Source organism: Winogradskya consettensis, assembly GCF_018332715.1.
Classification (GTDB): domain Bacteria; phylum Actinomycetota; class Actinomycetes; order Mycobacteriales; family Micromonosporaceae; genus Actinoplanes; species Actinoplanes consettensis.
This window is the reverse complement of record NZ_BOQP01000058.1, coordinates 39,237-58,645: the sequence shown is the minus strand read 5'-3', so window position 1 is coordinate 58,645 and position 19,409 is coordinate 39,237. Positions and strand designations below refer to the sequence as shown.

General features: G+C 60.9%; 20 protein-coding genes. 15 read left to right on the top strand and 5 right to left on the bottom strand.

The genetic code is table 11. From position 1 onward, the window contains the following. Together Aco04nite_RS44270 and Aco04nite_RS44265 are read left to right on the top strand one after the other, a co-directional pair. Positions 1–294: a hypothetical protein gene (locus Aco04nite_RS44270; protein ID WP_213003182.1), complete on the top strand. Its 294-nt coding sequence runs from the start codon at positions 1–3 to the stop codon at positions 292–294. Next, the gene (locus tag Aco04nite_RS44265; protein ID WP_213003181.1) at positions 291–1,610 is read left to right on the top strand and encodes a hypothetical protein; all 1,320 of its coding nucleotides are present in this window, start codon (positions 291–293) and stop codon (positions 1,608–1,610) included. Before Aco04nite_RS44270 ends, Aco04nite_RS44265 begins: the two co-directional genes overlap by 4 nt. Positions 1,611–1,797: 187 nt before the next feature. Here Aco04nite_RS44265 and Aco04nite_RS44260 read toward each other — a convergent pair whose 3' ends face one another. Continuing rightward, positions 1,798–2,373, bottom strand: coding sequence for an HNH endonuclease (locus tag Aco04nite_RS44260; protein ID WP_213003180.1), 576 nt, complete (start codon positions 2,371–2,373; stop codon positions 1,798–1,800). A 678-nt stretch (positions 2,374–3,051) separates the two neighbouring features. On the opposite strand from Aco04nite_RS44260, the gene Aco04nite_RS44255 reads away from it, so the two are divergent. After that, the gene (locus tag Aco04nite_RS44255; RefSeq protein WP_213003179.1) at positions 3,052–4,035 is read left to right on the top strand and encodes a DUF6602 domain-containing protein; all 984 of its coding nucleotides are present in this window, start codon (positions 3,052–3,054) and stop codon (positions 4,033–4,035) included. A gap of 512 nt (positions 4,036–4,547) precedes the next feature. After that, positions 4,548–5,396, top strand: a complete 849-nt coding sequence (locus Aco04nite_RS44250) for a hypothetical protein (RefSeq protein ID WP_213003178.1) — start codon at positions 4,548–4,550, stop codon at positions 5,394–5,396. Positions 5,397–5,654: 258 nt separating this feature from the next. Here Aco04nite_RS44250 and Aco04nite_RS44245 read toward each other — a convergent pair whose 3' ends face one another. Genes Aco04nite_RS44245 through Aco04nite_RS44235 form a run of 3 tightly spaced genes read right to left on the bottom strand, consistent with a single transcriptional unit; the run spans position 5,655 to position 8,049 of the window. Continuing rightward, the gene (locus Aco04nite_RS44245; protein WP_213003177.1) at positions 5,655–6,476 is read right to left on the bottom strand and encodes an aminoglycoside phosphotransferase family protein; all 822 of its coding nucleotides are present in this window, start codon (positions 6,474–6,476) and stop codon (positions 5,655–5,657) included. Then, positions 6,476–7,186, bottom strand: a complete 711-nt coding sequence (locus Aco04nite_RS44240) for an HAD family hydrolase (protein ID WP_213003176.1) — start codon at positions 7,184–7,186, stop codon at positions 6,476–6,478. The genes Aco04nite_RS44245 and Aco04nite_RS44240 overlap by 1 nt, the downstream gene beginning before the upstream one ends. Continuing rightward, positions 7,183–8,049, bottom strand: coding sequence for a winged helix-turn-helix domain-containing protein (locus Aco04nite_RS44235; protein ID WP_213003175.1), 867 nt, complete (start codon positions 8,047–8,049; stop codon positions 7,183–7,185). The genes Aco04nite_RS44240 and Aco04nite_RS44235 overlap by 4 nt, the downstream gene beginning before the upstream one ends. Positions 8,050–8,395: 346 nt before the next feature. Between Aco04nite_RS44235 and Aco04nite_RS44230 the strand changes: the two genes are divergently transcribed. The 11 genes from Aco04nite_RS44230 to Aco04nite_RS44180 all read left to right on the top strand — a co-directional run bounded on the left by Aco04nite_RS44230 (position 8,396) and on the right by Aco04nite_RS44180 (position 18,798). After that, entirely contained in the window at positions 8,396–8,761 is a 366-nt protein-coding gene (locus Aco04nite_RS44230; RefSeq protein WP_213003174.1) for a hypothetical protein, read from the top strand. Positions 8,762–8,815: 54 nt separating this feature from the next. Then, the gene (locus tag Aco04nite_RS44225) at positions 8,816–9,628 is read left to right on the top strand and encodes a GntR family transcriptional regulator (protein ID WP_213003173.1); all 813 of its coding nucleotides are present in this window, start codon (positions 8,816–8,818) and stop codon (positions 9,626–9,628) included. A gap of 101 nt (positions 9,629–9,729) precedes the next feature. Beyond that, a complete protein-coding gene (locus Aco04nite_RS44220; RefSeq protein ID WP_213003172.1) occupies positions 9,730–10,161 on the top strand; it encodes a hypothetical protein in 432 nt (143 codons plus the stop codon). A gap of 146 nt (positions 10,162–10,307) precedes the next feature. Next, positions 10,308–10,694, top strand: coding sequence for a hypothetical protein (locus tag Aco04nite_RS44215; protein WP_213003171.1), 387 nt, complete (start codon positions 10,308–10,310; stop codon positions 10,692–10,694). Then, positions 10,694–12,112 (top strand): FtsK/SpoIIIE domain-containing protein, encoded by a 1,419-nt coding sequence (locus Aco04nite_RS44210; RefSeq protein ID WP_213003170.1) that lies wholly within the window; start codon positions 10,694–10,696, stop codon positions 12,110–12,112. The genes Aco04nite_RS44215 and Aco04nite_RS44210 overlap by 1 nt, the downstream gene beginning before the upstream one ends. Beyond that, on the top strand, positions 12,109–12,627 hold the full coding sequence (locus Aco04nite_RS44205) for a hypothetical protein (protein ID WP_213003169.1): 519 nt from the start codon (positions 12,109–12,111) through the stop codon (positions 12,625–12,627). Before Aco04nite_RS44210 ends, Aco04nite_RS44205 begins: the two co-directional genes overlap by 4 nt. Positions 12,628–12,668: 41 nt before the next feature. Continuing rightward, positions 12,669–14,402 carry a replication initiator gene (locus Aco04nite_RS44200; protein WP_213003227.1) on the top strand — a complete coding sequence of 578 codons (1,734 nt, stop codon included), beginning with the start codon at positions 12,669–12,671 and terminating at the stop codon, positions 14,400–14,402. Positions 14,403–14,443: 41 nt separating this feature from the next. Beyond that, positions 14,444–14,647 carry a helix-turn-helix domain-containing protein gene (locus Aco04nite_RS44195; protein ID WP_213003168.1) on the top strand — a complete coding sequence of 68 codons (204 nt, stop codon included), beginning with the start codon at positions 14,444–14,446 and terminating at the stop codon, positions 14,645–14,647. Continuing rightward, a complete protein-coding gene (locus Aco04nite_RS44190) occupies positions 14,647–15,858 on the top strand; it encodes a tyrosine-type recombinase/integrase (protein WP_213003167.1) in 1,212 nt (403 codons plus the stop codon). Before Aco04nite_RS44195 ends, Aco04nite_RS44190 begins: the two co-directional genes overlap by 1 nt. A 292-nt stretch (positions 15,859–16,150) precedes the next feature. Continuing rightward, on the top strand, positions 16,151–17,032 hold the full coding sequence (locus Aco04nite_RS44185) for a TIGR04255 family protein (RefSeq protein WP_213003166.1): 882 nt from the start codon (positions 16,151–16,153) through the stop codon (positions 17,030–17,032). Positions 17,033–18,201: 1,169 nt separating this feature from the next. Next, complete coding sequence (locus Aco04nite_RS44180; protein WP_213003165.1) at positions 18,202–18,798, top strand: hypothetical protein; 597 nt, start codon at positions 18,202–18,204, stop codon at positions 18,796–18,798. A gap of 368 nt (positions 18,799–19,166) precedes the next feature. On the opposite strand, the gene Aco04nite_RS44175 is transcribed toward Aco04nite_RS44180, so the two are convergent. Further along, a complete protein-coding gene (locus tag Aco04nite_RS44175; protein WP_213003164.1) occupies positions 19,167–19,388 on the bottom strand; it encodes a hypothetical protein in 222 nt (73 codons plus the stop codon). Positions 19,389–19,409 lie beyond the last annotated feature (21 nt).

Genomic DNA, 19,409 nt, shown 5'->3' with positions numbered 1-19,409 from the left:
ATGAGCAAGATTGATCGCTATTTTGCAGACGTAGCCGCCATCCAGGCGACGGGAAAGTCTTCTGATGGGTGGATCACCGTCGCCCGCTCGTCGGACGGTGACCTCGACGTGCGGATCCGTCGCGGCATGCTGCGGGAGTTGACCGACCGGGAGATAGCCGGCGAGATCCGTACCGCTCTGCTCGCCGCGGTGGCTGACCATCGCCGGCAGTACGTGCAGTTGCGCATCGACTACTTCGGCTCACCGGTCGGGGCGATGGCCATCGACCCATCCGACATCACGGGGCAACCATGACTGACATCTCAGCACTGCACGTCGAATCGCAAGCGCTGGTCTCGTACGGAACCGAACGCTACGAAGACTCCGTCACCTACAGCGCCATCCGCCGGTATCTCGACGACATCGGCGCTGTCCCGACCGGGGCATGGGGCACCCTGCCCGGCGTCTCCGACCGGCTGGCCCGCGACTGGCAGACCTCGCTGGGTTACCGCGTAGATGAGGCCCTCGACGCCAAGAATGAGATGGACCGTATGACCGACGGCCTGCTCCAGGTCGCCACCGACTACGAGGGCACCGACCTTGAGGTGTCAACCAGCTTTGACGTCGTCAACCAGGATCTCAAGCCGTATCTGCCCGTCGCTGACGGTTATGCCTCGACCATCAACACCCGCCGCGGTGGTGCCGGCGTCCTCAACTCGGGCGGAGACCCCCACCTCCACGGGGAAGAACGGCCGAGCGTGGTCATCCCGCCCGACAACACGAACCTAACAGCCACTCGCCACGAGACGATCCCGAGCACCCGGGCCGTCACCGAACCGATCACCATCGGCAGCAGCGACGGCAACAACCTCGGCTTCAGCGGCGGCCGGACCACCTACTACGAGAACGGCGGCGGCGACCGCCTGGACGAGTTCGTCACCCAGTACCGCAGCGACCTCCTCCAGCTCGAAGCGTTCCTGACGGAGCTCGAAACCGGTATCCGCCTGCCCCTGAACGACCTGATCATCCACGCCTGGCGTAGCGCACCCGACGTCGTGAAGAACAGGGCTGACCTGCTCCACTCGGTCGCGAACACCTACGCCGAAACCCGCACCAACTTCGACGCCGAAACCGACCGGCTCGCCCTGTACTGGGAAGGGACCGCATCCGAGGCGTTTACCCAGTACGCGAAGTCAACGAGTACGTGGCTCACCCAGGTCCAGGCTCAAGCCACCTGGCTCGCGGAGGAAGGCAAGAAAGCCGCCTCCATGTTGGAAGGCCTCCGCAACGCGTACGCATCCACCGGCTTCGAACGCATCAACACCCTCCTCGACGCCATGAGCAGTTACATCGAAGCCGTCAACGCACCCTTCAGCGCATGCACCAACCCGGAGAAGGCCCTCATCGAGGTCGCGCTCAGCTTCGTCAACGTCCTGACCCTCGCCGAAAAGAACGCCATCAGCCTCTCCATCGAACTATTAAAGATCGATGAACAGGAGCGCAAAGAACGCCCCGACCTAGGCACGCGCGGCCACGACGCCGTCCCGCTCCCCGCGCCAGCCTTCGGCAGCACTTCATGGGGCGACCGTAACGGCTGGAAAACCAACCCCGAACGCCCAGATCGTGCCTAACGATGTGTCAAAAGAATTGTCGAAAAAATATACACTTCCGCGCATTGGGAACGATCATGTAACTTAGACATGCGATGCATCTAGCTTTGACCCTGCGAGACAGTCTGGCTTAGGTTGACACTGCCCGTCCATGCCGATGATCATGTGCCGTTGTGTAGATCGTTTGAGCCGGCGAGATACCGTACTATCAGGGCCTTTCTCGGTCCCAGAAGTCAAACGGCGGGTTCACTTCTAATTTTTCTGCCTCTGCCAGCCGCCGTACAAACTCTCGACCCTTGTCGGTAATAGTGTAAAACTCTTGTTTTCCTGTAAAATCAATGATGGCGCTTGCGCCATTAGGAACCGTCAGTCCAAATCCATTCGACTGATCGAATTCTCGTCTGAAGAGACCATCGTTTACCAGATACAGCATCGCAACGTCAGATGCTAACGGCATACCGATAATGGTGATCGAAGGATCGGTGGCAAAAATCACCAAAATCCTGCGTTCAATTTCACCATAGCGACTTTTAATGATGCCGAGATTGAATTTGTATTGTTCCATCGATTTGCGGTCGATTTCGCCCTTATCGAATCGGGTGTGACAGTTCGGGCAAAGGGCTATCAAATTTTCGAACGTGTGACTGCGAGTCTTTTCCCAAGAGATGATGTGGGCAAGCTCGGTGGTAGTTGCCTTGCACGTCGGGATTGCGCACCGGTGACCGGCCTCTACGAGAACACTACGTTTCAAGGCTGTGGGAATTGCGGGCCGTCCTTCAGGCATCTTGCGAGAGTACTCTCGGTGAGCGGAACGTCAATGACAGCTTGACTATGGGACCGCTGAGCCCGGCGACTCGGGTAATGGGGCGGGCGGGCGCGCACCCTGTGAGAGCGGGCCACCAGCTTGCCATGGCTCTTGCCCGAGAGGCGCAGAGTTTCTTAGAACAAAAGGTGGCCTGCAGGGTGGATGCCTACGCCATGAGCATTTGGGTTCGAAGGAGTGGCCGTGATCGCTTTGCGGCCTAGCTGGGACCGGTCGGTCACGTCGACGAAGTCGTGCCGGCTGGCTGGCTGCCCCCGAAATTTTACACACCCCGACCTGAGATCTATTTTTATTTCCACAGATCTGGCTCCCTGACTACACGCCAGCCAAGGGACTGCCTGCGTGTGCGGGCCGAGCGACAGCGGCGGCGCACCCTGGCTAGCGGCTGAGCGGCCCAATCCCCGCAGTCTTGAAACAAGTAGCCGAACGTACGTGGGCTGGTGCCAGGATCGCGGCAGAAGAGGAGGCCGGAACCATCATTTAGGCATTGGACCCGTGCCATGACGGTGATCTTGAATATGGCGACTGGCATACAGGGGTAACCCAGTAGGACTACTCCGATAGTGAAAACAAGAATATCTCTTCATGTAGCGTCGGGCATAATGGGTGCGGGATTATTGAGATGAGGGGGAAAGCTGAATGCCCGACGAGAGCGAAATTGGAATGCAAGCTCTTACCGATTCGTGGCGACCGAAGAGGTCGCCGGAAAATCTGCACCGTGCGCTTGGCGGGAGATATAAATATGTGGAGAAGCTGCTTTTGTTGCGTTCGGCCGCTGAGGTGGATTTTCGAGATTCCAACTTCGGATCGGGTTTACCGATCGAGGCGATATTTCGCGATGAATTGTCGCGACTCTTGCCAACGCGATACACCGTCACCTGCGGAACGGTATCGGATAGGAATGGCCTCACTGCAGGTGACTGCGATGTAGTATTGACTAATCAAGAGTGGTTTCCGGCAGTCAAGGCGCGTGCAACACCTGATGCACGCTATCAAGTTGCACCGATCGAAGCAGTCTATGGCGTGCTGGAAGTAAAGCAAACGCTTGATACTGACAGTCTTGATAGTGCGATGGCGAAATTAGTACGCTGCCACCGACTGTTTAGGCCCCTTACCGCCTACAGTAGATTCACTGAAAATAGGGGACTTTTCGAGCCTACTGACTGGCTAGGAAACCCCCTTTTCTCCGCAATCGTTGCTGTACGTAAACATCATGATGCCACTGTTGAGGATCTGCTTGATCGCTTCGTACGGCTTAACAGGACCCTGCAGCGGCTTGAGATGGTGCAGTGCCTATGTATCTTAGGTGAAGGATGCTTCTTTTGGGGTTGGAATCCTCCCGGCGCCGAAAATCCAAGCGTTGCAACATTTAGGCAAGAGGATCTTACTGCAGACTTACACGTCGTCCAGGCTACAGAACAACATGGCGAGAGCGCTCTAGGGGGTTTGATGTCGAGAATGCTCGGCCATATAAACCAAGTCGTCTTATCTCCGGCTGACATCGCTGTTCACTATGGTGCTGGCGACAGTCTGAAATCACGAATTCCGGATTTGATTCCGATCCATGCACAAAAAGAATGGTCGCCGAGAGCAAACGGCAACTGGGAGGGTGGTGCTTCGTAACCGGAGCCTGCCGGCTCTTGACTAGATCGAAAGGAGCATCCGTCAGACACTCGGCTCACATGTCGAGTGTCTGACTATTGTGCAGATGTTTGATCGATCGGGGCGGCTTAGGCATTTTGCGTATCCTTGGCGGGTCTACCCCGCCTGGACATCTCCTTGGTCTATTCAGCGTGGTTATCGGTAGCGGCAGGTGCCAGACAGATTCGGCCTTGACTGAATCCGAACATTGCGTTGTCAGCTGCACTTAAAGACCGCTCGTACGCGCACTCGGTCGACCTCATCCTCAAGAATCTAGACATTACAACCGTTTCCGGGCGCCCACATTCTTCAAGTGTGGGGAAGTAGGAAATGTTTGACGAGAATGTGGCGACTGTCGCCAGCCTACGAGCAACCAGACGTTGTGCTATCGAGCGTACAAAACTCCTCCAGCCCTCGGATCCGAATCTGATTGGGTAAAGTCTGGATCAAAGTCTTGACGGTCTGCGTGAGCCAGGGGCGGAGCAAAGATAATCATGGATCCAACTAAAGGCCTCCAGAGCCGCAAGCCGTCGTTCTTTTTTAAATTGGATGTAGCTTATCTGTTTGCTCTACTCATACTCGCTTTGTTTCGGATTTATAGTTGGCCATGGTTTATTAGCGAACTTCCCACTGTCGTTTCAAGCGTCTTGCCCATTGGTGTTCCGTGGTTTGGGGCTCTGGGTGCGGTAACAATTAGTCTCTATGGAGTTTTTAGTCACAACTCCAAATGGGAGAACACCTGGTGCTACTGGCATGTCGCTCGCCCGCTGGTCGGAATGATTCTGGGGACGATCGCTTATTTCATACTTTTTGGCGTCATGCAAGCAACGTCCGGCCAACCGACTGGAGACATGGGTCATTGTGGATCGGACTGCACAGATTCTCGTCAGCAGGGCCAACTGGTGGTGTTCTACGTCTTAGCCTTCGTGGTTGGTTTCCGGGAAGCCACCTTTAGGAGGTTGGTCACCCGTGCGACCGATCTTATGTTGGGTGCCGATGGCGCCGCCCCGTCTGACGCGGGCATTAATCGTTCAGCCAGTATCGTCAATTTTGGCAAGGTGGAAGTTGGGGCACGTGAGGTGCAAACTCTCAACCTCAGTGAATCGGGCTCATCGGACGCTCGCATAACGGTTGACGGGTCGAAGTTCCCTGGACCTCAAATCGATCCAAATAATAGCGGCTTTTCGCTGGTGGGGCCCATAGTTTCGGCGCGAGTAGGACCGGGGGATGCTCTTCCCTTCGCTGTAATGTTCAGCCCTGCAGAACACGGGAATTTTCAAGCGCTGCTCACTGTTTTCCTGGGCGACGAAGCCGTAGTTTTCAAACTCGTAGGCACGGCCTGACCCTGAATAATGTTGTGACTCTTCCGCAGGATGGAGTGCGCTTGCCTCGGCAGACTCGGGCGAGGCAGAATTCTCGACCTTATAACACAGCATATTATAGTTTCGTGTTTACTATTCGGATGGCGTATAAATCTATGCTCATCGAATGGATTACCGCTGTGCCTTTTATAGGAATTTGTCTCTGCGCTGCGCCTGGTTTGCCAAACAGTAGGCGGCATCGGTTCATCAAACAACAAAGATGTATTTTGGGGCTTCGTGTTAAACCCTTGCAGCATTGGCTACCGTCATCCAGGAATGGACGCGGATTGCCGAGGCGTTAGCGAAAGCAGCGATTTGGTCTACGAGTCCTGCAGAAGTTCTTACGCGGGCGATCCGGAGGCCGAGCACCGCGACGTCGTATGCGCTTTCGCCGCTGATTCCGCGTGGGTCGATGTATTTCCAACCGGATCGGCCGTCAGCGATGACGTTTCCCAACGACGCATCACCGTGGCAGAGGCGGGGTGAATGGTCGGTCGCTAGCTCGGACAGAAGGTCCAACGCGTGCTGGCGTTCTTCGAGCGGGGCGACTGCGGTCCCGAGTCTGCGGTCTTCGAGGTGATCGTCTTCGAGGCGGCTGCGGAGCCAGTCGATGATTGAAGGCATGCCATCGCGGGGAGTCGGCTGGTGGCTCATGGCGGCTAGGGGCTCGAAGAGTTTTCGCAAGTCGATGGTTGCCATGTCGGTCTCGTAGAGGGCTGTGCCTGGTGAGACACGGTCGAGCACAGTCCACGTGCCGTGATCGGTAGTGTTCGACTCGTAGACGTATGGCGAAATGGTTAGATTCGCTAGAGCTGCGGCTACGGCTGCCTGGTCCGGTCCGTGAGGGTCGGGCGTGCTGCGTAGCACGAGCGGGCCGGTCGGCGATTCGGCCGCGATGACGAATCCGTACCGGGCCGGCAGCACTTCGCGAGGTACCGCTTGGTACTGCTGGCAGAGACTCTGGAGTTCTATTCCAGCGTGTTCAGCCCAAGACCCTGCGACCTCCGGCCAGCGCTGCTGCACGTTCGCCAGCACGGAGGTCGGGATCTGGGGAGTTTCCATCACCGGCTCCTGGCGGCCGGCGTGCGCCGGACTTCGTCGGCCAGTATGAGCATCGAGTCTGTTACGACGACTGCGCCGGCTTCTGAGAGCCGGTGGTCCTTGCCGGGCTTGTTGGCGTACCCGATGGTGGGGATGGAGACAGCGAGGCCGGCTTCGACGTCGGTGGTTGAGTCGCCGATGAAGATTGCTCTGCGGTCCAAGGCTCTAGGCTCTTCAAGTCCGCGGTGAAGAAGGAACGGGTCGGGTTTGAGAAGGCGGGGGTCCATGCCGTCGAACCGGGCTGCCACACCTTCGATGTAGTGGCTCAGGTCGTGTTTTTGCAGGTAGGCGCCTACCGCTTCGGTGGCGTTGTTACTGACGATGATTACTGGTCTTCCGCTTGCCTGCGCAGCTTCAAAGAGTTGCACAGCGCCTAGCGTCGGCGTCGCAGTGGCGGCTGCCATCACTTCCGCGTCTCGACAGGCGACTGCGACTGCGACGGCGAGCGCGTTGTCGCCGAGGTCTGCGACTTCGCGGAGAATCTGCAGCGGGTTCATGGAGAGTGCAGCGATGCTTGGCGGAAGCTCACCGCTCAGATGGCTGCGGATGAGGGCTTGGAGGTCGCTGGCGATCGTGGCCGCTGAATACCCGGCGAACACGGCGCAGATGGGTCCGTCGAAGTCGACAAGCAGGACTTCGGCGCCGTTCACTACCTCAGCCAGCGGCCTCATGGGATGTAGTCGTGGGCGATTGTGGTCCAGATGCTGTCGAACCAGGTTCGGGATTGCTGGACGAACTGGTCGCCGGCGTCGTCCTCTTCGCCGCTGGTGACGTAGTGGAAGAGCGGGACGTCTTTGCCGAGGACGTCGAAGATGGGGACCGGCTGCTTGTCGACCAAGACCGTGTTCTGGATGACCGGGTAGAAGCCGAAGAAGACCTCGTTGCGGTTGAGGATATACATCTTGGATTGCACGGTTGTGCCGTAGCAGCGGATCTCGGTGGTGGCATTGCGGACCAGGCCGAAGATGGAAAGTTCTGATACGGACTCGGCGATTGCCTCGGTGTGCCGGCGGACGATACGGGCGGCTCGTTCGCGTACGGCGGGATCGTCGGCCTGGGGGTCGGCCCGGGAGGGAACGATTGTGGGCTGGTTCAGGTCCGGCAGCAGGATCCTGATCGCCAGTGACTCGGGAGTGAGACGACCTGCCCGGATCTTGTCGAGCGGTTCTTGGATCGCACCTTGCAGGGTCTCACTGGAAAAGCCGGCAAAGTCGATAGTGACGTGAGGCTGCTCGAACGCCGCCTCGACGTGGGGGCGCAGGCCGACCGGGCGCTCGGTTTGGGCGCGGACGAATGCGCCGCTGCCTTGGCGGCTGACAACCAGGCGGTCATCGCGAAGGATGCGCAGCGCTGACTTGACCGTCTCGCGGGCGACGCCGTAGCGCTCGGACAGGTCGTTCTGGGAGGGCAGGCGTTCGCCCGGGGCGAAGCGTCGCGTGAGGATCGCCGCGCGCAGCACGTTTGCGATCTGTTGGGAAGCCGGACGGGCGTCGTCCGGCTCCAGGTCTTCGAGGTCGCGGGCTTCCACGTTCACTCCTGAACTGTAAAGCCTGGCTAGCCAGGTTGGAAATATGAGCCTGTAGCTGCTTGCGTGTGCCGACCGGGCGCCGTACGGTCAATATGACTAGCCAAGCTAGTCAAATAAAGCCCCGCTCGGCTGTTATTCGCTGTGTACGCGGTTGATCTTGCTTAGCGGGAGACGCGCTGATGCCGGGACGGATTGCAGGTTGAGCCCCTCGCTGGGCCTGCTCCGTCCTGGCATTGGTGCACGTGGACTGGCCGGTGATTGCACAGGTCGCGGTGGCAGGTCGCGAGACGCCGTCAAGAGCGCGCAACGCCGGCGGGATCGCGCTGGTCACGCGCTGGCGAAGGGGAGATCGGTGGACTTCGAGGGCACACAGGCTTTCCTTACTTCGTACGGGGCCTCCGCATACGTGGTTTACCTCCTGAGCGGGTTCGTCCTGCGGGAGTGCAGGGGCGGCGACGGTGTAGATGTGAGGCTTCTGGCCTACAGCTTCTGGTTCTCGACGAAGTGGCCCGCGCTCGCTGAACTCCTTCTTCGTCCCCTGTGGGACGTCACCCACGATGAGCTGCGCTGGTGGAGCCCACTCGTTTACGCCCTGGCCGCGTGGCGGTGGTGGTGCGCCAAGGATGACGGCGACGACATCAGCAAGCGATTCAGAAGGAAGCTGCACGAAGTGGTAGCTGAGGTGCGGGGAAGGCTCGTCGTCGTGCCTGCGCAATGAGCCGTCGGCGGCACGCTCAAGAACTATCACCGTGCGCGGAAGAGAAGCCGGCGCTTGGAACTGCCTGACGGCTTCGCCGCAGGACGCGGACAAGCCGCGATTCGTTGCTATGACTCACGTTGCGGAGAAGCGCGCGTGCCAATCAATCCCGTTCTGGCGAAGTACGCAGCCATCGCGAATACCTTGCAGTCACGCATCACGACCGGTGCCTACGGACCGGGGTCGATGCTGCCGAGTGAAGCGCAACTGGTGGCTGAGTTCGGTGCGTCGCGTTCCACCGTCGTGAAGGCGCTCGAATACCTGCGGCAGCTCGGGTACATCGAGGGCGTCAAGGGCAAGGGCCGCATCGTGCTCGGACCGCCGCCAGTCGCCGCCTTGCAGCCACCGACTCGCATCGGCGAAGCATTGCGTGCTGCGGAGGTGGGTGCTGCCTCCCTGATTGCTGCGGGACGTGCGCCGTCGTCGGAGCGCATTGCGGCGGCTCTTGCGATACCTGTCGGAGAGTTGGTCGTCGCGAGGCAGCGACTCATGGCGCCCGATGACAGTGATCGGCCGACCCTCAACACCGTGTTTGTCCCGGTGGGATCGGCCGGGGGAACTGCGTTTCATGCCCCTGGGCTGCTGCGTGAGGGAGCGTTGGACCACTTCGAGCGCCGGCAGAGGCATGCGGTGACTGACGTAGTCGAACGGCTCTCGGTCCGGCCGGTGTCGAAGCGTGAAGCGACTTTGCTTGCTCTCAAGTTGGGTACGTCGGCGCTGGTCAGCCTGTTGATTGTTCGGAATTCGACGGGTCAGCCGCTACTGGTCTTCGACCTTGTCAACCCGGTGCCGCCGCAAGGCCTGCATGACGTTTTCAGACTGCGCTAACGTCCACTGTGCATTCACCTGGCTAGCCAGGTTGGCCATGTGCTAACTTCGGTCCAACTTGGTTAGTCAAGTAGCCAGGTTCTGACGGAGGGGAGCCGTTTGTGATTCCCAGCTCGATCAAGATCCCGGTGCCGTGGGAGTACATCGCTCCGCACGGTGCTCTGTTCCTCGGTGTGGAACCTGCGACGGACTTCGAGAAGCGCGGGCAGGCCGACGATCAGGTTCGGGACAAGGAAACCGGCACGCGGGTGTGGCTGGTCAAGGTGATCGACCTCGACCCGCAGGCCGGGAAGTTCGGGGCGTCCAACGAATTCAAGATCAAGGTCATCGCTGACCACCAGCCCGTACCGCCGACCTCGGTCGTGCCGGGCTACCCGCCGATGGTGGAGTTCACCGACGTGACGCTGACGCCGTACGTCGATTCGCAGCGGTGCAAGGGAAACAGCGCGAAGTGTCGGGCGCGACAGGCGTGGTCGATCCGCGCGAGCGCCATGACGGAACCGCAAAAGACAGGCGCGCGTAAAGCGGCCTGACAGCTAGCGCACCAGGGGGCGGGCTTCCTCCGGCAAGACGACTCCCGCCCCCGGTGCTCAGCCCCATCCCTTGAAGCGAAAGAGGCTGCAATGCCCACGCTAGTTCACGCTGCCCGGAACACGACGCGCACCGCCGGGAGGGTCCGGTGAAGACGCATCGCCGCACGGTCGCCCTGCTCGCCGGTCCCGCACTGCGAACCGCCCGCGAGGTCTACACCACCGTTCCTTCCGACACCGTCCGTGTGGCCGCCCTGGTCGAGATCGCCGCCGGTGCCGCCGCTTTGGCTCGAACGCTGGTCAAGCTCCGCCACCTCGACCCGGACCTGATCGCACCGCACGTCAGCTACCCGGAAGACCTACGCGCCGTCCTCGGTCGCGGGCGGTGGCTCCCGACCATGATCCGCTCCGTGCCGGAACCCCCAGAAGGCGAACCGCCGGCCATCCTGCCCGCCCGGTCTGTGCGCCGGCGAGTCCAGCGACGCGGCCACTCGTCCGGGCAGGGCGCGCTGTTCCCGTTGCGGGAGGTGTCGTGATGCCGTTCATCAACGTCATCCGCGGTGAGGCCATCCCGACCGCACCGTTCAACGTACGCACGCCCGTGGTCCGTCTTCCGGTCTGGCTGGTCATGTTCTGGTCGGCGGTCAAAGGCCTGGCCTGGATGGTCATCGGCTACTTCCGCTTCTGGTGGATCACGCTGCCGTCCTCCGGGCTGCTGTGGATGTACGCCGCATTCGACTGGCAGGGGCCGACGTTCACCGTTCTCGGTGTCGCGGTGGCAGCCACCATCTGGAACCTGGGGAACCGGGCGTCTTTCCTGCGTTTCGGCTGGTATCCGATTCTGGCCCGGTTCCGGCGGTGGACGTACCGGCGGCACTGGCAGGCGGCCATGGTCACGGCGAAGCTGTCTGTGTCGTACGACGGTCAGACCGTGCTGCCCGTCCTCCAGCGCGTCCGGTGCCGACCCGGGACAGACCTGGTCCTGGTTCGCATGGTCACCGGGCAGATCCCGGACGACTTCGGGCACGTCTCCGAACGGCTTGCCCACACGTTCGGGGTTCGCCAGGTCAAGGCCATGCCCGGACCGACCTTCAGCACCGTTCTGCTGGCTGTGCTGCGGGGTGACCCGCTCGTGAAACTCGTACCGCCGTTCCCGGTCACCGGGGTTCCGGACTTCATGGCGCTGCCCGTTGCTCGGCAAGAAGACGGCGAGGTCTTCGACCTGCGGCTGTTCGGGACACAGGTGCTCGTCGTCGGCGCGACCGGCGCGGGTAAGGGCTCGGTGATCTGGTCCATCGTCCGGGCACTGGCCGGCGGGGTCGGGACCGGACTCGTGCGGCTGTGGGGACTCGACCCCAAGGGCGGGATGGAGCTCGGGATCGGGCTGCCGCTGTTCGACCGCTTCGCCAGCAAGGACTTCGCCGCACAGGCCGACTTGCTGGAAGCTGCTGCGGCTGAGACTCAGCGGCGGGCTGCGCGGCTCATGGGGCGTACGCGTCAGCACGTTCCGTCTCTTGGTGAGCCGCTCATCGTCCTGGTCATCGACGAGCTGGCGAACCTGACCGCGTACCTGACGGATCGGCATCTCAAAGACCGCATCAAGGCCGCGCTTGGCATCGTGCTCACGCAGGGCCGGGCTGTCGGGGTTCACGTCGTCGCCTGCTTGCAGGACCCTCGCAAGGAAGTACTGCCTGCTCGCGGGCTGTTTCCTACCCGGATTGCGCTGCGGCTGTCCGAGTCCAACGAAGTGGATCTCGTCCTCGGGGACGGCATGCGGGATCGGGGAGCGCTGTGTGACCGGATCTCGGAGACGGCACCCGGTGTCGGGTACGTCGCGCTCGACGGTGACCCCACGCCGATGCGGGTTCGGTTCTCGTACCTGACCGATGACGAAATCCGCGACATGGCTGACATTTACGGCCGTGTCCAGGTCATCGATGGTGATGCCGCGTGACCGAGCGACTGGAAGCCGGCCTGCTCGCGCTGATCCTCACCGTCGTAGCGGTCGCCGCTGGGGGAGCGTCCTTCACCCACATGCACGACTGGACCATGCGCCACGCCGCGCCGGGGGCATCCGACGCTTTCGGCTGGGTCAACGCGGTCGTCGCTGACCTCGTGCCGATGGCCGCGTACTTGGTGATCCGGCGGCGTAAGCGCAAGGGACAGGGCATCGGCTACGCAATCTTTCTGATGTTGGCCGCGGGGGCGTTTTCGTTGGCAGCTCAGCTCGCCGTAGCGCCGAGTGGCCTGTCCGCCTGGGTGCTGTCCGCTGTGCCCGCGCTGGCGTTCATCGCCCTGGTTCACCTTGTGCTCGGCGAATTCTCTTCGGCCGACAAGGAGAAGAGCGACCCGGTGCCGGTCGTCGAACGGCCGGACGAAGTCGTTGCCGTGCCGATCGCTGACCGTCCCTCTGGCGTGGTGCCCATGCCGGCCGGTGCCTTCAGCCGACAGGAGGTGACCCGCCCGTGACGACCCTGGAAGCACCCCGGCCGGGCTCGCGGGCGGCCCGCATGGCATTGCCCCGGTCCGTCGACGCGCTCAAGAACCTCGCCATCGAGCATGGTGTCTGCATCCGGCCGATTGCGTTGCGCCGTACTGACCTGACCACCGGGCAGACGGAACTGATTGACCTGCCTTGTGGGGCGACGCTGGAGGGCAAGTGCCCGCCCTGCGCGAAGCGGTCACGGCATTACCGACAGGTGCAGATCCGCGAGGGCTGGCACCGCACTGACGAACCGCTGCCCCCGCCGGCCGCTGCGACCGAGGACCAGAAGGCGCTGATCTCGCTGCGGGCTCACTTCGAGTTCTATCGAGCGCAGGCCGAACGAAACGCCGAGTGGGATCAGATTGCTGAGCTGGATGAGGCCATCGCGGAGGTTGAGGAGGCTATTGCGGCTGAGGGGCTGCGGGGCCGTGTCGCGCCGCCGCACCACGGGGATGAGGACGGTGCGGACGATGACCAGCCGCGTCGGGTGCGGTCGACTCGGCGGCGCCAGGATGTACCGGATCTGCCCCGGCAGAAGGTCCAGGCACGCACGGTTGGGCGCACCTATGTCGGGCGCGACGGAAGCACTCATCAGCCGTCGATGTGGTTGACCCTCACCCTGGACAGCTACGGCGCGGTGCATTCGATCCCGGCTGGTCGGCCTTGCTCGTGCCGGCGGCGGCACGCGGAAGATGACCCGCAGTTGGGTACGCCGGTTGATCCGGCTCGCTATGACTATCGGCGAGCGGCCTGGGATGCCGTGCATTTCCCCCGGCTGCTCGATCGGTACTGGCAGAACCTGCGGCGGGCGGTCGGCTGGAATGTTCAGTACGCCGGATGCGTCGAGCCGCAGCGGCGCCTGGCTCCGCACGCGCACTTCGCCATCCGGGGCACCATCCCACGGGCCGTGCTGGAGCAGGTTGCCGTGGCGACCTATCACCAGGTGTGGTGGCCGTCCACGGCGACGCTGCGCTACGCGTTCGACCGGCCGCCGGTCTTCGACGGCGAGGTCTGGGCCGACCCGGACACCGGTGCGGTGCTGCCGACGTGGGATGAGGCGCTGGACGTCATCGATGACGATCCGGACGCTGAGCCGGCGCACCTCGCCCGGTTCGGGCCGCAGGTCAAGGCCAAGGGCGTCGACCCGGGCGCCGACGATGTGAGCCGGACGATCGGTTACATCACGAAGTACGTGACCAAGTCCGCGGCTGACTGCCACGCCATCACCAGCGACCCGCAACGCGACCATGCAGACCGGCTCTGGCACCAACTCCGGGTCACGCCGTGCTCGGATCGGTGCGCGAACTGGCTGCTCTATGGCGTGCAGCCAAAGAAGGCACACGGCAAGCTGCGGCCCGGTCACTGCAAGAGCAAGGTCCACCAGAAGACGACGTTGGGCATCGGCGGCCGGCGAGTGTTGGTCTCGCGGAACTGGTCCGGCAAGACCCTGGCCGACCATCGCGCCGACGCACACGCCTGGGTCAAGGCGCTGCTTGGAGTGTCGGACGCCGCTGAGGATGCACCGCCGGCTGACCACCAGGAGGCCAAGCCGTCGCCGATCGCATGGGAACTCGCCCGACCTGATGACGTCGACCTCCCGCCGCTCGAACACCGTCTTCTGCGGTTGATCTCGCAGCGGATCCAACGCCGTGCACAGCTCAACGCTCGCCAGTGGGGGAGCGGTGGCACTTCCCAGGATCTTTCGGCAACTGACTCGTCACCGCCTACAGCCGGGGCCTCGACGGCGTACGCCGCCTGAAGGCCTCCCATCTACCTCACCGCCATGCCGAGAGGAGACCGATGACCACCTCAGTCGTGCCGTCGCTCGAAGTGCTCTGGGAGATAGATCAAGTCGCCGCCTATCTGGGCGTTCCGGTTCAGACCCTTTACGCCTGGCGCAAACGTCGCTATGGCCCTCCTGCTGGCCGCGTAGGTCGTCACCTGCGTTACGACCCAGCCGCCGTTCGTTCGTGGTTCGCCGATCAGATGAGAGCTGATTCCTGATGGGGCACATCGAAGATCGCTGGTACAAGACAATCAAAGGCCCAGACGGCAAGCCTAAGCGGGTCAAGCACGAGCAGTACGGCGTTGGCCTGCGCTACCGGGCTCGGTACATCGGCCCGGATGGTAGAGAGCTGAAGAAGTCGTTCCCCGACCGGCAGAAGCGCGCCGCCGAGGACTTCCTTCTCTCCGTGGAGTCGGACATGCGTCGGGGTACGTTTATCGACCCTGCGGCTGGCCAGATGACGTTCCGCGAGTACGCGGAGTCTTGGCTGCGCACCCGGGTCATGGACGAGTCTTCCCGCGAGGGGACGGAGATCCGGGTACGGAAGCATCTCTACCCGTACTTCGGCGGTCGTCAGCTCGCGTCCATCAAGCCGGCGCACATCCGGGAGTGGGACACGAGCATGGTCGGGGTCATCGCGCTGGCTACGCGGGCTGTCACCTTCACGCACTTGGGAAGCATCCTCGGCGCGGCCGTTGATGACGAGCGGATCGCAAAGAATCCCTGCTCCGCCAAGTCCGTGACGAAGCCTCGTCCTCCTGAACGCAAGGTGATCCCGTGGACCTTCGAACGCGTCCAGGCGATTCGGAGCGGACTGCCAGCTCGGTATCGTCCGCTTGCGGATCTGGGTAGCGGGTGCGGGATGCGCCAGGGGGAGATGCTCGGCCTCGCGAGGGACGACGTCGACCTCGATGGGGGCTGGATCCACATCCGCCGTCAGGTCAAGCGCGTACGTTCCCGGCTGGTCTTCGGGCTACCGAAGAACGATCAAGATCGACGTGTGCCCCTACCGCACGCCATCGGCGTGATCCTAAACAAGCACTTGGAGACGATTACGCCGGTTGCTGTCACGCTCCCGTGGGAAGACCCGAAGAGCGCGCAGCGGGTGACGGCGCGGCTCATGTTTCCGACTACCCGTGGCAACGCGATCAACCGGACCTGGTTCAACGAGCATTGCTGGCACTCGGCGCTTGCATCCGCCGACATCACCCGGTCCCGAGCCACTGGAATGCATGCACTACGTCACTTCTACGCCTCAGCTCTTCTCGACGCAGGAGAGAGCATAAAGGCGCTGGCAACCTACCTTGGTCACTCCGACCCAGGGTTCACTCTGCGGGTATACACGCACCTGATGCCAGCGAGTGAGGATCGGACCCGCAAGGCCATCGACAACCTATTCCGGTCGTCTGAAGCCGAGAAGGCAACTTGAGGTGCCTGCGAGACCGGGTCGAGGATCACTGGCAGCCAACCAGCATCTGCCCCGTTGCTGCGTGCGAAAGTGGGCTCATGTCCTAGATCTGTCACCGTTCGTACTCATATTGAGCGTCGGCGCCTAGCTGTCCACGAAACCCAAGCTAGCTGGCCGTGCATCTCTTCCGAGGTGTCCACTATCCGGTCACTTGCAGTGTTTGTGGATCAACTTTGCGTCACTCGGCTAACAATCAGCCGTTGTCTGACGAACAGGTGTGCAGGTACTGTGCATGTCTAGGGACGGGAGCGAGATGGGAAGCGATACCCACAAGGTTGACGCCAACGCGCCCCTCGGAGGACTGCCAGACAGTCAGCGCGTCCTGCTGCGTCGCGCTCAACTCGATGTCGCGGTCGTCGAGGTGCGTTTTAGTGCTGAACGTAACAATGTGAGTTCTGATGATGGGCTCAAAATCAGAGAAGTGCTCCATGGTTTCGGCGTTGCTCTGCCCAAGATGCAACCGGCTGAGCAGCAAGAAGTTGCTTTAAGGATTGGCCCAGCGGGTGCATCGTCAGAGATTGAGGTGCGAGCAAAGGGGTGGCAGTTCGCTTCAGAAGATGGCGCGCTGTTAATCAGCATCCTGCCTGATGCGGTTGTTATTCAGGCAAACAATTACATTCGATGGAGTGCCAGTTTTGGCCCTCCGCTTCGAGCGCTGTTAATAGGTGTAGAGAAGGTCCTTGCCCCTGAGTTGGTGCATCGTATTGGGCTTCGATATGTCAATAGACTTGTTGATGCCGGTGCTCACAATATCAGTGCTTGGGCTAGCAGGATAACGCCGGAAATAATTGGTCCTATTGCAGATGAAGTTATCGGACCAAAGATGGTCTCGACTCAACAGCAGATCGAGCTATCGCTTGGTGATTCGCAAGGGGCGTTGGTGCGGCATGGCGCTTTCCGTGATCCTGCGGTTCAAGGGGCTTACAGCTACCTACTTGACATAGACGTTTTCGCGGGGTGTTCTGCAAAATTCGATGTCGAGCAAGCGACTTCTATTGCTCGAACGTTGAATCGGACTGCCCTTTCTCTTTTCCAGCACATTGTCTTGGCGGAGTATAGGGATCAGATGGAACCCTATACTGACGGTGTTGATCATGAACAAGAGTCAGTTATCGACCAGGGCGGTGTCGAGTGAGCACCTTGGCTGCGTTTCCGTGGACTTCGTCGCCTCCAGCGCGAACGGGTGGGGCGCTGGGGGACCGCCTCGTTTTCGATGAATCTGCTGTCGCTTTCGCGACCACAGTGCACACTGGATTCGTTCATACGAGTAATGATAGTTATGTTCTGCGTGAAGTAATCCCAAATTGGGATGAGGCGCTCCCTCTGGCCGTACTTGATCCGGCGCTTAACTGTGCCCGAGCAATTTCCTTGCTGGATGGAGGCTTGATAGAGCAAACGCTACGCGTGCAGGGGAGTTCCCTTCTTGCGCGACGCGCCTTGTGGCTGTCCCCTGGCGTATCTGATTCTCCAAATTCGAACGCCTTTGAAGCGGTGCGATTTGTTGAAGGCGCCTTCGGTGTGCCAGTGAGCGACGTTCTCCAATCTGCTGGAATCGCTCGTCGAACCTTCTATAGTTGGCAACGCTCTCGTGTGTCGCAGCCACGCCTGGCAAGTGAAGGGCGGCTATGGCGACTGGTTCAGATCACGGAAGACTTAATTGATCTTCTTGGGCCGAGTCTCTCCTCGTGGTTCCGGCAAGATCCAAATCGGAGAGTGTTGCTTCGGCAGGGCAAACATGATGAAATCCTTGCTCAGGTCATGACGGAGCAGCAACGAAATGAGCCAGTTTCAGCTATAGGTCTTGGTCCGTCTGCTGCATCTGGGCCAGAACCGGATCTCGTGAGGATGGCGCCTCGGCGTGTCCCAACTAAGGGGCCGGCCGCACGACGCAGAATCGGTCAGCCTGCCAAGGAGTTCAAGTTGCTTTTACCGTCAGACGACGAGGACTAATTCGTAGCGATGTCAGGTCAGCCCAACGAAGCGTCAACGCAGGATGCGGACGAAGCTGCGACACCATCATCGACGTCCAGTCGAAGCCTGGACGAATATGTTCCTGACACTTGGTCATCGAGTCTGCATGCGTCATTGTCGGTATGGAAGCAAGGCGACTTGGTTGAAGGCTGCCCTCGTTTTTGGTCAGGGCCAGCAGCAGCGGACGAGGTGCTAGGGACTCTAGGCGGCGGACTAGAGTGGGCGGTCGTCGAAGATGGCTCTGATGGCGGATTGGTCATCATTACGAGTCAGACTTGCGATCTAGGGGCAGCTGGTCCGGGCAGGATGCAACCGTTTTTCGATGTGAGCCCAGTGGTCGAAATTCCTCCTGGCTATGATCAGAGTAAGTTGGCAAGTATTTTGCAGTGGGAGGTTAGCTATCTGCTTCCAGTGACTGCGCCACTCAGCCAAAATGCTTGGGTTGCTGATCTGCGTCTTAGTATGCCGATTAGTAAAGGGCTGCTTGTTGGTAGGCAGCCGATCGAAGGCTTCGCTTCGGAAGACGATAGGCTCGCCTTCATTGAGGCGGTCGCTTTGAGGAAGAGGCGGCCCGCACTAGCAGACGTTCTTTCCGAAGATGTGCCTAAATCTCTCGGCGCCTACATTAAACAGACAGATAAGGCAACCCCAGAGTGGTGGCAGCAGGTTGAGCAAGTTCGATTGCGCATCAAGGGCGATCGTCTTAAGCCAAATGCTGTCGGCCTTATCGTGTGCGAGTCGATTCAGCTTTCTCCGGAGCAGCGAAAAGTCTGGCGCAACTGGAGAACCCTGGGTGCAAGAATCCTTAGGCCGCATAAAATTAAGCTAGAGCCTACCCTGTTCGGAACCCTTGACGCGTTGCCGGCACGCCTTTATCGGGACTCTGTTCCGATTAGATTGACGGATCTCGGTCGCCCGCCGGCATGGTAATCGTATTATTGGCATCAGATTGCATAGTGCACTGAGTGCCCCTAGTCAGCCGAAAAATCGCCTGTTTTTGGTGGGAGGCTCGGCTATCGGCTAGGTGTAGCACTCGGGGCAGGCGTGCCGAACCTCGGACGGGGCGATCGGCAAGATGTCAGTGGCTTGCGAACGAGGGTCATCTGGCGAAGCATCCGCTGCGGAGTCACTGCAATGCTGCTCACGCCCCAGAGACGCCCCGAGGCGGTTGTGAATCAGCGTTGGGGCAGGTGGCGGAGGGTGTAGCTGTCTCAATCCGGCGTACAGGCCAGCTCGTCCGTCACTTATCTGGTCGCCGTGCGGCTTCCTTGGAGCGGAGACCGCCGCCGAGGAGCCGGTCATTCCCTGCGTTGAGGATGACGCCCGAACCCGATGATCAGGGCGGAAAGTACGGCCGTGGCGCCGAGGGCGATGCAGCCAGCTGCGAGTGGGATTGCTATGAGCCGGACGACCGTTGTGGTGAGACCTGCGACGAGCATCGCCGCTACGGAGAGCCATTGGCGTTTGGTCAGTTCGACTGCTCTCCGTCTGATCGCGTAGCGGGTTTTCTCGTCGTTCATGCCCATCATTGTGCTGAGTCC